Below are 14972 nucleotides of genomic sequence, written 5' to 3'. Positions count from 1 at the left end.
ATCCAAGGACCCGCCGATGACCTCCACCATGAATGTCAAGGTTCCCTCCGACCGGATCGCGGCTCCCAGCCCGTGGCGCTCGTTCGCCCGGATGGTGGGCACCCTCTGGTCCAACGGCAAGGCCCGGCTGGGCCTCATCATCCTCGGTCTGTTCGTGGTGGTCGCGGTGTTCGCTCCGCTCCTCGCCCCGTACGGACCGAAGGAGAACACCTTCGAGCGCAACGCCGACGCGTCGGCCGCGCACTGGCTCGGCACCACCGCCGCAGGCGAAGACGTCCTGAGCCAGCTGATCTACGGCTCGCAGATCAGCCTCCTGGTCGGCATGGCCGCCGGCCTCCTCTCGACGATCGTCGCGGTGCTGATCGGACTCAGCTGGGGCTACATGCGCGGATTCCTGGGCGAGGTGGTCGGCTTCATCGTCAACCTCTTCCTCGTGATCCCCGGGCTGCCGCTCATGATCGTGATCGCCGCGTATCTGCAGAACGGCGGCATCCTGATGATCATCGCGGTGATCGTCGTCACCGGCTGGGCCTGGGGTGCGCGCGTGCTGCGCAGCCAGACGCAGTCACTCCGAGGCAACGACTTCGTCACCTCGGCGCAGTTCTCGGGTGACAGCCGGGCGCGCATCGTGTTCCGCGAGATCCTGCCGAACATGACCTCGATCATCGCGGGCACGCTCTTCGGTGCGGCCACTGCGGCGATCCTCGCGGAGGCGGGCCTCGAGTTCCTCGGGCTCGGCGACTCGAGCATCGTCAGCTGGGGCACCATGCTCTACTGGGCGCAGAACTCCAACTCGCTGCTCACCGGGCAGTGGCTGCTGCTGTTCGCCCCCGGTCTCTGCATCGCCCTGCTCGCCCTGAGCCTGACACTGATCAACTTCGGCGTGGATGGGATCTCCAATCCGCGCCTGCGAGAGGGGAAGGGCCGATGAGCGCCATGGAAGCGAACACCGCCGTCACGGACGATGTCCTCCTGGATGTCCAGGGCCTGTCGGTCGAGTACGCCTCGCCGGGGACGACCCCGGTCACCGCGGTCGAGGACGTCTCGTTCACGCTGCGCCGAGGCGAGTTCGTCGGACTCGTGGGCGAGTCCGGCTCGGGCAAGTCGACGCTCGGCTTCGCGCTGACGCGGCTCCAGAAGCCGCCGGCTCGCATCAGCGGCGGGCGCATCCTGTTCGACGGCCGCGACATCCGCGAGCTCGACGCCGAGGAGCTGCGGCGTCAGCGCCAGGGCGGTTTCGCGATGGTGCTGCAGTCGGGCATGAACGCGCTGAACCCGGTGCGCACGATCGGCAACCACTTCCGCGACATCTTCGCCGCGCACGGGCACGTGGCCCGCGACGATCGGGATGCGAGGGCGCGCGAGCTGATCGGCAAGGTCGGTCTCGACCCCGCAGTGCTGGCCAGATATCCGAGCGAGCTCTCGGGCGGCATGCGCCAGCGCACCTCGATCGCGCTGGCCCTCTCGCTCGAGCCGCAGCTGATGGTGTTCGACGAGCCGACCACGGCGCTCGACGTGCTCGTGCAGCACGCCGTCATGGACACCATCAAGGATCTCCAGCGCACCGAGCACTTCACCGCGATCCTCATCAGCCACGACCTCGGCATCGTGCTCGAGGCGACCGACCGGGTGATGGTGATGCACGAGGGGCGGGTCGTCGAGGACGCACCGAGTCTCGACATCCTGCAGCGTCCACAGGACGAGTACACCCGGATGCTGCTGAGCCACTACGCCGATCCGCGGGCCGAGTCGATCTCGATCCCCGGGTTCGTCGACCTCGGCACCCGGCGCCGCGAGGGGCGGTCCCGCACCGACCTGACCGAGACCCTGCCGACGGTGTCGCAGCGCGACACCCGGCGAGCGGATGCCGCGATCGTCGTGGAGGGCGTGTCCAAGCGCTACCCGGCCCCTCGTCGCGGTGAGCAGCCGGTCACCGCAGTGGACGACGTGTCGTTCCGCCTCGAGCCGGGAGAGGCCCTGGCGCTCGTCGGCGCCTCGGGGTCGGGCAAGTCCACGCTCGCGAAGCTCATCACCGGAGTCGAGAAGCCGACCGAGGGCACGGTGCGCTTCGGGGACGTCGACGTCGCGACCCTGCGGCGCAAGGGACTCCGTGAGCTCCGCAAGGACGTGCAGATGGTGTTCCAGGATCCGTACGCGGCGCTGAACCCGCTGCACACGGTGGAGTACGCGCTGAGTCGGCCGATCCGCAACTACACGCCGCTGCGCGGTGACGAGGCCAGAGCCCGTGTGCTCGAGCTCCTCGAGACCGTGGGCCTGACCCCGGTCGAGCAGTTCGCGGCCAAGCTGCCGCATCAGCTCTCCGGCGGCCAGCGTCAGCGCGTGGTCATCGCCAGGGCGCTCGCGAGCGATCCGCAGGTGCTGATCGCCGACGAGCCGGTGTCGATGCTCGACGTGTCGCTCCGCGCCGGTGTGCTCGCGCTGCTCGAGGACCTGCGCGAGAGGTGGGGCATCAGCATGCTCTACATCACGCACGACCTCCTGAGCGCCCGGCTCGTGACCGAGAACATCCTCGTGCTCAACAGCGGCCGCGTCGTCGAACGCGGCGAGACCTCCCAGGTCCTGCAGCATCCGGAGGACCCGTACACGGTCCAGCTCCTGGATGCCGTGCCGAATCCATCCCGAATCTCGCGATAGAGAGGAGCACTCGTGCTCACATTCCCTGACGGCTTTCTCTGGGGCGCTGCGACCGCAGCCCATCAGGTGGAGGGGAACAACACGACCAGCAACTGGTGGGCCATGGAGCATGCTCCCGGGTCTCCCATGGTGGAGCCGTCCGGCGACGCCGCCGATCACTTCCACCGGTACCCGGAGGATATGAGGCTGCTGGCGGATGCCGGCCTCAACTCCTACCGCTTCTCGATGGAGTGGGCCCGCATCGAGCCGGAGCGCGGTTTCGTCTCGCGGGCGATGCTCGACCACTACCGCCGGATGATCGACACCGCACGCGAGAACGGGCTCGACCCGACGGTGACCCTGATGCACTTCACGGTGCCGCAGTGGTTCCAGAAGGACGGGTTCTGGCGCGCGGACGATGCCGTCGATCTGTTCTCGCGCTACGTCGAGACCGTGCTCCCGATCCTGGAGGGCGTCACGTACGTCTGCACGATCAACGAGCCGAACATCGCGGCGATGCTCGCCGGGGGAGAGGATGCCGCGAACCTCGTCGCGTACGGTCTGCCGAACCCCGACCTCGCGGTCGCCGACACGCTGCTGGACGCGCATCACCGCGCCTCCGAGATCCTGCACTCCGTCTCGGGCGTGCAGGCGGGGTGGACGATCGCGACGCAGGCCTTCCACTCCACGGGAGAGCCGGGGGCGGACGAGATGCTGGCCGAGTACGGCGACCCTCGCGATCACTGGTACCTCGACCAGTCCGCCGGCGACGACTTCGTCGGCGTGCAGGCCTACACCCGCACCTTCATCGGACCCGAGGGGCCCCGCCCGGTCGCCGACGACGTCGAGACCACGCTCACCGGCTGGGAGTTCTTCCCCGAGGCGCTCGAGCTCGGCGTCCGCAGCGCCTGGGAGCGCAGCGGCGGGGTGCCGGTGCTCGTGACCGAGAACGGCATCGCGACGGCCGACGACACCCGACGGATCGCCTACACCCAGGGCGCTCTGGAGGGTCTGCACCGCGCGATCTCCGACGGCATCGAGGTCAAGGCGTACCAGCACTGGAGCGCGCTGGACAACTACGAGTGGGCCAGCGGATTCCGTCCGACCTTCGGGCTCATCGGCTTCGACCACGAGACGTTCGAGCGCTCGCCGAAGCCGTCGCTCGCCTGGCTCGGCGAGGTCGCACGGCGCAACGGTCTCTGAGGCGGGAGTAGCCCCGGCACGAGATGCCGGGGCTACTCTCGGTTCATGACCACTGCAGCCACGACGACCCGCGGCGATCGGCTCCGATCGGCCGCAGCCGGGCTGAGTGCGACCGTCGTCGCGGTCGGCCTGGCCGAGCTCGTGGCCGCGGTCGTCGAACCGAGCGCGAGTCCGTTCGCCGTGATCGGCGGGCAGCTCATCGACCTGGCGCCGAGCTGGGCGAAGGACGCCGCGATCGCCCTGTTCGGCACCGGCGACAAGATCGCGCTCATCACCGGCATCGCGGTCGTGCTCGTGGCCGTCGCCGCCCTCGCCGGCATCCTCGAGTCGCGGCGCGTGGGTGTCGGATCCGCGATCCTCGGCGCTCTCGGGGCGCTCGCACTCGTCGCGGCCCTGATCCGTCCCGGGGCCGGCCCCTTCGCCTGGCTGCCGGGACTCGTGGCGGGGGTCGCCGCGGTCGTCGCGCTCCGGCTGCTCATGCGCACGGTGCACCCGGTCCCGTATCTGCGCGCCGAGCACGAGGAGCGGCGCAGGTTCCTGCTCTGGACCACCGGCACCGCGGCCGTCGGAGTCGTGGCGCTGCTGGTCGGCACCGCGGCTCGCGGGGCGACCAGATCGATCGAGTCGGTGCGAGCGCTGCTGCGACTGCCGAAGCCGGTGGTGTCCGCTCCCGCTGTGCCGGTCGGCGCTGAGCTCGACATCCAGGGCCTCGCCGGTGTCGTCACCCCGAACTCCGCGTTCTACCGCATCGACACCGCGCTGATCGTCCCGCGCATCGACCCCGCCGACTGGTCGCTGCGCATCCACGGCATGGTCGAGCGCGAGGTCGTGATCACCTGGGACGAGCTCCTCGCCCTGCCGATGCAGGAGGCCCACGTGACCCTCGCCTGCGTGTCGAACCAGGTCGGCGGCGATCTGATCGGCAACGCTCTCTGGCTCGGATATCCGGTGCGCGAGCTGCTCGCGAGAGCGGGAGTCGACTCGGACGCCGACATGGTGCTGTCGACCTCGTCCGACGGCTTCACCGCCTCCACCCCGATCGAGGCGCTGACCGATGACCGCGACGCCCTGCTCGCCGTCGGGATGAACGGCGACCCGCTGCCCCTCGAGCACGGGTTCCCGGTGCGCATGGTGGTGCCGGGCCTCTACGGCTACGTGTCGGCGACGAAGTGGGTCACGCAGCTGGAGGTCACGCGCTTCGACCGGGCCACCGCCTACTGGACCGATCGCGGCTGGTCGGAGCGCGGACCGGTGAAGCTGCAGTCGCGCATCGACGTGCCCCGTCGGGGAACTCGGATCGACGCAGGGGATGCGGTGATCGCCGGCATGGCGTGGCAGCAGCACGTGGGCGTCGAGGGGGTCGAGGTGCGGATCGACGGCGGTGCCTGGCGCCGTGCGGAACTCGCCGCCCCGATCTCCGCCGACACCTGGGTGCAGTGGCGCCTGGACTGGTCGGCGGAGAGCGGATCGCACACGATCGAGTGCCGCGCGCTCAGCGCCGACGGCGAGACGCAGACCTCGGATCCGGCCGACGTCGTGCCCGACGGCGCCCAGGGGTGGCACCGCGTCGAGGTGTCGGTCGCCTGAGCGTAACCACCCCCGGTATCCCACCTAGAATTGTCCCCATGCCCGCAGGCGAATCGTTCTACATCACCACGCCCATCTACTACCCCTCCGATGTGCCGCACATCGGCCACGGGTACACGTCGGTGGCTGTCGACGCGCTCGCGCGCTGGCACCGGCAGGGCGGCGATGACACCTGGATGCTGACAGGTACAGACGAGCACGGGCAGAAGATGCTCCGTGCCGCGGCGGCGAACAACGTCACCCCGCAGGAGTGGGTCGACAAGCTCGTCACCGAGTCGTGGTTCCCGCTGCTGGAGACGCTCGACGTCGCCAACGACGACTTCATCCGCACGACGCAGGAGCGCCACGAGAAGAACGTCCAGACGTTCTTCCAGCGTCTCTACGATCGTGGCTACATCTACGCCGGTGAGTACGAGGCGCTGTACTGCGTGGGCTGTGAGGAGTTCAAGCCCGAGTCCGAGATCGTCGACGGGACCGGACCCTTCGAGGGGCTGAAGGTGTGCGCGATCCACTCCAAGCCGCTCGAGCTGCTGCAGGAGAAGAACTACTTCTTCAAGCTCAGCGAGTTCCAGGACCGCCTGCTCGAGCTGTACAGGATCAGACCCGACTTCGTGCGGCCCGATTCCGCGCGCAACGAGGTCGTCTCCTTCGTGAGCCAGGGCCTCAAGGACCTCTCGATCTCGCGCTCGACGTTCGACTGGGGCATCCCGCTCCCGTGGGACGAGTCGCACGTCATCTACGTGTGGGTCGACGCGCTGCTCAACTACGCCACAGCCGTCGGCTACGGCTCCGATCAGGAGACGTTCGACCGCCGCTGGCCCGCGTACCACGTGGTGGGCAAGGACATCCTGCGCTTCCACGCCGTGATCTGGCCCGCTCTGCTCATGGCGGCAGGGCTCGAGGTGCCCCAGGGCGTCTTCGCGCACGGCTGGCTGCTCGTCGGCGGCGAGAAGATGTCGAAGTCGAAGCTCACCGGCATCGCGCCGACGGAGATCACCGACGTGTTCGGCTCCGATGCGTACCGGTACTACTTCCTCTCCGCGATCGCGTTCGGCCAGGACGGCTCCTTCTCGTGGGAGGACCTGTCCGCGCGCTACCAGGCCGAGCTCGCCAACGGGTTCGGCAACCTCGCCTCGCGCACCACGGCGATGATCCAGAAGTACTTCGACGGCGTCGTGCCCGAGCCGGCCGACTACACCGAGAAGGATCTCGAGATCCAGCAGATCGTCGCTGATGCGGCGTCGAAGGCGGATGCCTCGATCGAGCAGTTCCGCATCGACGAGGCCATCTCGTCGATCTGGACGATCGTCGACGCGCTGAACGGCTACATCACGGCGAACGAGCCGTGGGCGCTGGCCAAGCAGTCGAACAGCGGAGACGAGGCTCAGCGCGGGCGCCTCGGCACCGTCCTGTACACCTGCGCCGAGGGCCTGCGAGCGCTCGCGGTGCTGCTCTCCCCGATCATGCCGCAGTCGACCGAGAAGCTCTGGGTCGCGCTCGGCGCGGCCGCGGAGCTGGGTGGTCTGCAGGACCAGCCGATCCGCGAGGCGGGAGCCTGGGGCGTGCTGCGCCCCGGAAGCACGGTCACCGCTCTCGCGCCGCTCTTCCCGCGCGTGGAGCAGACCGCCTGAGCATGACCTACGTGCAGCAGCGAGGCGGCGACGGGCGCAAGGACCTCCGATACCCGGCGGCCCCTGAGCCCCTCGTCGTGCCGGTGTACGACAACCACGCGCACCTCGAGATCCTCGACGGCGATGAGCCGCTGTCGCTGACCGAGCAGCTCGACCGTGCCGCCGCGGTCGGGATCGCCGGGGTGGTGCAGGCATCGGGAGACATCGAGTCGTCGCGGTGGGCGGTCGAGGCCGCGGCATCCGATCGTCGAGTGCTCGCCGCTGTCGCGATCCATCCGAACGATGCGCCCACCTATGCCGAGGAGGGCCGTCTCGATGAGGCGATCGCGATCATCGACGAGCTCGCCGCGCATCCTCGCACGCGGGCGATCGGCGAGACCGGACTCGACTTCTTCCGCACCGAGCCCGAACGCCGAGGGCCCCAGTTCGAGTCCTTCGAGGCGCACATCGCTCTCGCGAAGAAGCACGGCATCGCCATGCAGATCCACGATCGCGACGCGCATGACGCCGTGCTCGAGACGCTGAGCCGCGTCGGCGCGCCAGAGAAGACGGTCTTCCACTGCTTCTCGGGTGACGACGCGATGGCTCGCGTCTGCGCGGATGCCGGGTATCACCTGTCCTTCGCCGGCAACGTCACCTTCAAGAACGCCCAGAACCTCCGCGACGCGCTCGCCGTCACGCCCCTCGACCGGATCCTGGTCGAGACCGACGCGCCGTTCCTCACCCCGACACCGCTGCGCGGTCGTCCGAACGCCCCGTACCTCGTGCCGATCACGGTGCGGTTCATGGCGGCGGAACTCGGCATCGAGGTCGACGAGCTGTGCGCGCAGCTCGCCGCGAACACCCTGCGGGTCTACGGCTCGTTCGGCTGAGTCTCGTTCACCGACTGATCCACCGGTGCGGCACTGACGATCTGCGAGATCGGCTTCCAGACCAGCACCAGGGTGAGCGCCGCCCCGACGAAGGCGAACCACCACGGCCCCGTGAGGCCCCAGACCTGGGCGATCACTCCGCCCAGCGCTTGGCCGATCACCATGCCGCCGAACACGCCGACCATGTTGACCGAGGCGACGCGTCCCTGCAGCTCGGCGGGCACGAGGCGCTGACGGACGGTGGTCGAGATGGTGCCCCAGATGAACGCGTAGGCGCCGAACACGAACATGATCACCAGTGCCACCCATCCGGTGGTGGTGAGCGCGAACGCCAGATGCATCAGCACCTCGAGCGACAGCACCACGCGCATCAGCGTGGCGAACGACACATGCCGCTCGAGCCAGCCGAAGCACAGCGTGGCGAGGATGCCGCCGGCCGCCGACGCCGTCGTGAGCGCTCCGTAGCCGACCGCGCCCATGTTCAGATACTCGGTGGCGTAGAGCACGAGCACGCCCCAGGGCGCCGCCCACGTGACGTTGAAGACCAGGATGATCAGCACCAGCATCCGCACCGGCGGGTTCTGCCACAGCCAGCGGAGTCCCTCGGCGATGTCGGTGTGCACGTGCGAGCGCTCGCCCTCCACGGCCGAGCGCGGCGGCACAGGGGTGCGCGCCATGCGCGAGATCAGCACGACGGCGAGCAGGACGCAGAGGACCTCGACCAGGAAAGGCCAGGCCGAGCCCGCGGCGAACAGGAAGGCACCCAACGGCGGACCGGCGAACTGGTTCGCCACGAGGTAGCCGGCCTGCAGGCGCGCATTGCCGATGCCGAGGTCGGCGGGCTTCACCAGCATCGGCAGCAGCGTGCTCCCCGCGGTGTCGACGAACACCTCCGCCGTGCCGTACAGGAAGGCGACGGCCAGGACGATCCAGATGTTCGCCGTGCCGGTGATCAGGAACACGCACAGGCCGGCGAGCACGACGGCGCGCGCCGCGTTCGCGACCATGACGAGGCGGCGGCGGTCGAAGCGGTCGGCGATCGCTCCCGCGTGCAGACCGAAGAGGAGCCACGGCAGGAACTGCAGGATCGCACCGGAGGCGACCAGGATCGGCGACGACGTCATCGACGCGATGAGCAGGGGAGCGGCCGCGAGGGCGACGCCGTCTCCGACGTTGCTCGTCCACGATGACGCGAGCAGCCAGCGGAAATCCCTGCCCATCCGTCGAGGTGCGATCAGTTCACCGAGAGAGGGCATCACAGCAGACTAGTGGGAGGGTCGGACAGCGGCGGCGCTTCGAGGGAGGGGGCGTGGGGGACAATGGAGCAATGACAGTCACCCTGCTCGGCGCCACCGAGATCCGCCGGCTCGCCGCCGAGCTCGATGTCACCCCGACCAAGAAGCTCGGACAGAACTTCGTCGTCGACGCGAACACCGTGCGCAAGATCGTCACCGCCGCCAAGGTGCAGCCGGGGGAGCGGGTCGTCGAGGTGGGTCCGGGGCTCGGATCCCTCACGCTCGCGATCCTCGAGGCGGGGGCCGCCGTCACCGCGGTCGAGATCGACCACCGGCTCGCCGCGCGCCTGCCGCAGACCGTCGCAGAGCACGGCGTCGCCGCCGACATGCTCACGGTGGTGGATGCCGATGCGCTGCGCATCACCGAGCTGCCCGGCGAGCCGACCGTGCTGGTCGCGAACCTCCCCTACAACGTCTCCGTCCCCGTGCTGCTGCATTTCCTCGAGAGCTTCTCCTACCTGCAGCGCGGTGTCGTCATGGTGCAGGCCGAGGTCGCCGAGCGCATCGCGGCCAAACCCGGATCGAAGATCTACGGCACCCCGAGCGTCAAGGCGGCCTGGTACGGCGAATGGAGGCTCTCGGGCACCGTGTCCCGTCAGGTCTTCTGGCCGGTGCCCAACGTCGACAGTCTCCTCGTCGGCTTCGACCGGTCGGAGGGCGAACGCGGCACGGAGGACGAACGCCGACTCACCTTCAAGATCGTGGATGCCGCCTTCAACCAGCGACGCAAGATGCTGCGTCAGGCGCTGTCCGACCTCTTCGGCAGCTCCGCCGCGGCATCCGAGATCCTGATCGCCGCCGGCGTCGCGCCGACGGCCCGCGGCGAGGACCTCACGGTCGACGACTATCACCGTATTGCGCGGCACGTCGCTCAGATCGAAGACGCCGTCGTCAGCGACTAATCTGGCACCGTGACCGACTCTCCCCGCTTCCGTCCGAACGTCCCCGAGCTGCACCGGCCGTATGCGGCCGACGAGAGCCGCTATCAGCAGTTCGAGTACCGTCAGGTCGGCACGTCCGGCCTGTACCTGCCTCCGATCTCGCTCGGACTGTGGTGGAACTTCGGCGACAACATCCCGCTCGACAACCAGCGCACCCTGCTGCGTCACGCGTTCGATCGCGGCATCACGCACTTCGACCTGGCGAACAACTACGGCCCGCCCTACGGCTCGGCCGAGAAGAACTTCGGCCGGATCTTCGCCGAGGACTTCCGCCCCTACCGCGACGAGCTGATCATCTCGTCCAAGGCCGGATGGGACATGTGGCCGGGACCCTACGGCGACTTCGCGAGCCGCAAGTACATCCTCGCCAGCGCCGAGCAGTCGCTGACCCGCATGGGCCTCGACCACGTCGACATCTTCTACTCGCACCGTGCGGACCCGGTGACCCCGGTCGCGGAGACGGTCGGGGCGCTCGACACGCTGGTACGTCAGGGCAAGGCGCTGTACGTCGGCATCTCGTCGTACAGCGCGGAGCGCACGGCCGAGGCCGTCGCGGTGGCGACGGAGCTCGGCACCCCGCTCGTCATCCACCAGCCCGCGTACTCGATCCTGAACCGATGGGTCGAAGACGGACTCACCGACACCCTCGAGCAGTCCGGTCTCGGAGCCATCGCCTTCACACCGCTCGCCCAGGGATTGCTGACCGACAAGTACCTCGGCGACGGCACGGCGGCGCGCGCGCAGAAGCGCGGCTCGCTGCCTGACGCTCCGCTGTCGGATGCCGCGGTGCAGACGCTCCGCTCGCTGAACGACATCGCCCGTGAGCGCGGCCAGTCGCTCGCGCAGCTGGCGCTGCAGTGGACGCTCCGGAACCCGGTCGTCGCCTCCGCGCTGATCGGGGCCTCGCGGCCCGAGCAGCTCGACGAGAACATCGCGGCCGTGAACGGGCCCGCGCTGACGGCCGAGGAGCTCGCGCGCATCGACGAGCTGTCCGGCTCGATCGACGTCGATCTGTGGGCGACGTCCACGGAGCTGTGACGGGACCCTCGAGATGACGTTCGCCGCCCCCTCCGACGCCGTGCACGTGCGCGCGCCGGGCAAGATCAACGTCTACCTGGGGGTGGGCGGGCGCCACGACGACGGCTACCACGCGCTGGCCACGGTCTTCCAGGCGGTGTCGCTGTACGAGGACGTGATCGCCCGGCATGCCGACGACTTCTCGATCACGGTGTCGGGTGTCGACGACCCGGATTCGGTGCCCCTGGATGACCGCAACCTGGCGATGCGCGCGGCGAAGCTGCTCGCGACCGCGGCCGAGTACGACGGGGGAGTGGCGCTCGAGATCCGCAAGAACGTGCCGGTCGCCGGCGGCATGGGCGGCGGTTCGGCCGACGCCGCGGCCGCCCTCGTCGCCTGCGACGCGCTGTGGGGCACGGGATTCTCGACCGCGCGGCTGCACGAGCTGGGGGCGCGCCTCGGCGCCGATGTGCCGTTCGCTCTGCACGGCGGCACGGCCGTCGGCACAGGACGCGGCGACCAGCTGAACCCCGCACTCGCCCGAGGTCGTTTCGACTGGCTGCTGGTGCCGAGTGACGACGGACTGTCGACCCCGCTCGTCTACGCCAGGCTCGACGCGCTGCGCGAGGCGGAGGGCGCTCTCGCCGATGAGCCTGCGGTGTCCCTCGACGTGCCCGTGCCCGTGCTGCAGGCGCTCCGCTCCGGAGACCCCGTGCTGCTCTCCGAGAGCATCTACAACGACCTCCAGGAGGCGGCCCTCTACGAGCGGCCCGAGCTGGAGACGACGATCCTGCGCGGCATCCACGCCGGTGCACTGCAGGGGATCGTGTCGGGATCGGGACCCACGGTCGCGCTGCTCTGCCCGAGTCCCGAGGGCGCTCAGCAGGTGCAGTCGATGCTGCGGGAGCAGGGCATCCACTCCCTGCACGTGCATGGCCCCGTCCAGGGCGCGCGCATCATCGGCTGACGTGCGCACCAGGTGCGGCTGACGCGCGCCGCATGCGTGCGAGGTGCGCTCGATCGACCTTGCGTACATAATGTAGTGACGATGTGACCGTGCACATACGAGGAGGTCTGTGATGTCGACCGCCTCTGAACGCGCGCGGATGCCGAGCATCCGCGATGTCGCGCGGCTCGCCGGGGTGTCGCATCAGACCGTCTCGCGGGTGCTGAACGATCATCCGAGCATCCGCCCCGAGACCAAGGCCAAGGTCCTCGACGCGATCGCCGTCCTCGACTACCGGCCCAACCTCGCCGCCCGCGCGCTGGTCACGAGCAAGTCGAACATGCTCGGCATCCTCGCGGCGACCGTGGGGGAGTTCGGGCCCACCTCGTCGATCGTCGGCATCGAGGATGCCGCGCGCGAGGAGGGGTACTCCGTCTCGACCCTGAACCTCTCTGCGACGACGCCCGAGGCGATCGGCAGCGCGCTGCGTCAACTCGCCCGTGAGCAGGTCGACGGCATCGTGGTGCTCGCGCCGCAGGTGCGGGCCTTCCATGTCCTGCGCGGCATGGCGGTGGAGATCCCGTTCGTCTCCCTGCAGACCGCCTCGGGATCGGACGGGGTGAGCCTGTCGGCGGATCAGGTCGCCGGCGCGCGCACCGCGACCGAGCACCTGATCGGACTCGGGCACAGCGACATCATCCACATCGCCGGTCCCCAGGACTGGATCGAGGCGGAGTCGCGCATGCGCGGGTATCTGGATGCCCTGCGCGAGGCCGACCTGCCCACCTTCCCGCCGATCCGCGGTGACTGGACGGCCGACTTCGGATACTTCGCCGGGCAGGAGCTCGCACGGCGCCGCGATTTCACGGCGGTGTTCGTCGCGAACGACCAGATGGCGATCGGGCTCATGCACGGGTTCCGCGATGCCGGCATCCGCGTCCCCGAGGACGTGAGCGTCGTCGGCTTCGACGACATCCCCGTGGCGGCGCACGTCGCGCCGACCCTGAGCACGGTGCACCAGGACTTCCCGGAGCTCGGGCGTCGCGCCGTGCGTCTCCTGCTCGCGCAGATCCGAGGGGAGCAGGTTCCCCAGTTCGGACCCCTGCAGACCACCCTGCGCACCAGGGAATCGTCCGCGCCCCGATAGGGCCACAATTTCGCCCGTGGTCTTGACACCGCCTCGGCGAGCGTAGACTATGTAATCCAATGTGAACGGTCACATCGAAGGTGACCGCCCGTCGCGAGGAAGATCCGTGAGCACCACAGCAACGTTGCCGGTCGTGTCAGGCCCGATCCTGGAGATGCGCAGCATCACCAAGGAGTTCCCGGGCGTCAAGGCACTGTCAGACGTCTCCATCACCGTCCGCGCAGGAGAGATCCACGCGATCTGCGGGGAGAACGGCGCCGGGAAGTCGACCCTCATGAAGGTCCTCTCCGGCGTGTACCCGTACGGCACGTACGAGGGGGAGATCCTCCTCTACGGCCAGGAGCAGCGCTACCGCGACATCGCGGCCAGCGAGCAGGCCGGCATCGCGATCATCCATCAGGAGCTCGCGCTGATCCCTGAGCTCTCGATCACCGAGAACATCTTCCTGGGCAATGAGATCCGCCGGTTCGGCAAGATCGACTGGCAGGCCCAGCGCCAGCGCACCGTCGAGCTGCTGGCCCGCGTCGGTCTGCGGGAGGACCCCGACGTCGCGATCAAGACGCTCGGCGTCGGCAAGCAGCAGCTGATCGAGATCGCCAAGGCGCTCAACAAGGACGTCAGGCTCCTCATCCTCGACGAGCCCACGGCCGCTCTGAACGAGAACGACTCGCAGCACCTGCTCGACCTGATCCTGGGCCTGAAGGCCAAGGGCATCGCGTCGATCATGATCAGCCACAAGCTCAACGAGATCGAGCAGATCGCCGACGAGATCACGATCATCCGCGACGGACGCACCGTCGAGACCCTCGACATCTCGCGCGGCGAGATCAACGAGGACCGGATCATCCGCGGCATGGTCGGCCGCTCGCTCGAGAGCCGCTACCCCGACCGCACCCCCGAGATCGGCGAGGTGTTCTTCGAGGTCAAGGACTGGTGGGTGCAGCACCCGACGGTCTCCGAGCGCATGGTCGTGAAGGGCTCCAACCTCAACGTCCGCCGCGGCGAGGTCGTCGGCATCGCCGGGCTCATGGGCGCGGGGCGCACCGAGTTCATGATGAGCATCTTCGGCCGCTCGTACGGCAACTTCCAGTCGGGCACGATCATCAAGGACGGACGGGAGATCACGATCCCCGACGTCTCGTCGGCGATCAAGCACGGACTCGCGTACGTCAGCGAGGACCGCAAGGTGCTGGGGCTCAACCTGCTCGACACCATCAAGCGGTCCGTCGTGGCGGCGAAGCTGTCGAAGATCTCCACCCGTGGAGTGGTCGACGAGCGCGAGGAGTACTCCGTCGCCGAGCGCTATCGCAAGGCGCTGCGCATCAAGACCCCCAGCGTCGAGGAGGGCGTCGGCAAGCTCTCCGGAGGCAACCAGCAGAAGGTCGTCCTGGCGAAGTGGATGTTCACCGATCCCGACCTGCTGATCCTCGACGAGCCCACCCGTGGCATCGACGTCGGAGCCAAGTACGAGATCTACGCGATCATCAACGAACTCGCCTCCCAGGGCAAGGGCGTGATCGTCATCTCCAGTGAGCTGCCCGAGCTCCTCGGCATCTCCGACCGCATCTACACCGTCTTCGAAGGTCGGGTCACCGACTGCATCCCGGCCGACCAGGCGACACCCGAGGCTCTCATGCGCAGCATGACCTCCGCGACTCAGAAAGCATCCGCATGACCACCGACCTCACGACAACGAAGC

The 14972-nt window shown here is 68.8% G+C and carries 12 protein-coding genes; 11 read left to right on the top strand and 1 reads right to left on the bottom strand.

The genetic code is table 11. The features are described from left to right. The 6 genes from ACESK8_RS17380 to ACESK8_RS17355 all read left to right on the top strand — a co-directional run. Nucleotides 1-931, top strand: a 931-nt coding sequence (locus ACESK8_RS17380; protein ID WP_372969753.1) for an ABC transporter permease, incomplete at its 5' end; no start/stop codon positions are given. Next, entirely contained in the window at nt 928-2655 is a 1728-nt protein-coding gene (locus ACESK8_RS17375) for an ABC transporter ATP-binding protein (protein ID WP_372969752.1), read from the top strand. The genes ACESK8_RS17380 and ACESK8_RS17375, both read left to right, overlap by 4 nt. A gap of 12 nt (nt 2656-2667) precedes the next feature. Then, complete coding sequence (locus ACESK8_RS17370) at nt 2668-3837, top strand: glycoside hydrolase family 1 protein (protein WP_372969751.1); 1170 nt, start codon at nt 2668-2670, stop codon at nt 3835-3837. 45 nt (nt 3838-3882) lie between these two features. Further along, nucleotides 3883-5424, top strand: coding sequence for a molybdopterin-dependent oxidoreductase (locus ACESK8_RS17365; RefSeq protein WP_372969750.1), 1542 nt, complete (start codon nt 3883-3885; stop codon nt 5422-5424). 38 nt (nt 5425-5462) lie between these two features. After that, a complete protein-coding gene (gene metG, locus ACESK8_RS17360) occupies nt 5463-7055 on the top strand; it encodes a methionine--tRNA ligase (RefSeq protein ID WP_372969749.1) in 1593 nt (530 codons plus the stop codon). Between the two features lie 2 nt (nt 7056-7057). Continuing rightward, on the top strand, nt 7058-7927 hold the full coding sequence (locus tag ACESK8_RS17355) for a TatD family hydrolase (RefSeq protein ID WP_372969748.1): 870 nt from the start codon (nt 7058-7060) through the stop codon (nt 7925-7927). Here ACESK8_RS17355 and ACESK8_RS17350 read toward each other — a convergent pair. Continuing rightward, a complete protein-coding gene (locus tag ACESK8_RS17350; protein ID WP_372969747.1) occupies nt 7909-9183 on the bottom strand; it encodes an MFS transporter in 1275 nt (424 codons plus the stop codon). The two genes, ACESK8_RS17355 and ACESK8_RS17350, sit on opposite strands and share 19 nt — an antisense overlap. Nucleotides 9184-9254: 71 nt before the next feature. Here ACESK8_RS17350 and rsmA point away from each other — a divergent pair, with 71 nt between their 5' ends. From rsmA to mmsA, 5 genes are all read left to right on the top strand, one after another. Then, a complete protein-coding gene (rsmA, locus tag ACESK8_RS17345; protein WP_372969746.1) occupies nt 9255-10124 on the top strand; it encodes a 16S rRNA (adenine(1518)-N(6)/adenine(1519)-N(6))-dimethyltransferase RsmA in 870 nt (289 codons plus the stop codon). 9 nt (nt 10125-10133) lie between these two features. Next, nucleotides 10134-11201 (top strand): aldo/keto reductase, encoded by a 1068-nt coding sequence (locus tag ACESK8_RS17340; RefSeq protein WP_372969745.1) that lies wholly within the window; start codon nt 10134-10136, stop codon nt 11199-11201. A gap of 13 nt (nt 11202-11214) precedes the next feature. Then, on the top strand, nt 11215-12147 hold the full coding sequence (locus tag ACESK8_RS17335) for a 4-(cytidine 5'-diphospho)-2-C-methyl-D-erythritol kinase (RefSeq protein WP_372969744.1): 933 nt from the start codon (nt 11215-11217) through the stop codon (nt 12145-12147). A gap of 112 nt (nt 12148-12259) precedes the next feature. Further along, complete coding sequence (locus tag ACESK8_RS17330; RefSeq protein WP_060928421.1) at nt 12260-13273, top strand: LacI family DNA-binding transcriptional regulator; 1014 nt, start codon at nt 12260-12262, stop codon at nt 13271-13273. Nucleotides 13274-13427: 154 nt separating this feature from the next. Beyond that, nucleotides 13428-14948 (top strand): multiple monosaccharide ABC transporter ATP-binding protein, encoded by a 1521-nt coding sequence (gene mmsA / locus ACESK8_RS17325; RefSeq protein ID WP_372969754.1) that lies wholly within the window; start codon nt 13428-13430, stop codon nt 14946-14948. The last annotated feature ends 24 nt before the right edge of the window (nt 14949-14972 follow it).

Source organism: Microbacterium sp., assembly GCF_041641055.1.
Taxonomy (GTDB): domain Bacteria; phylum Actinomycetota; class Actinomycetes; order Actinomycetales; family Microbacteriaceae; genus Microbacterium.
The sequence above is the reverse complement of the archived record's forward strand: the minus strand, read 5'-3'. Positions and strand labels throughout refer to the sequence as shown.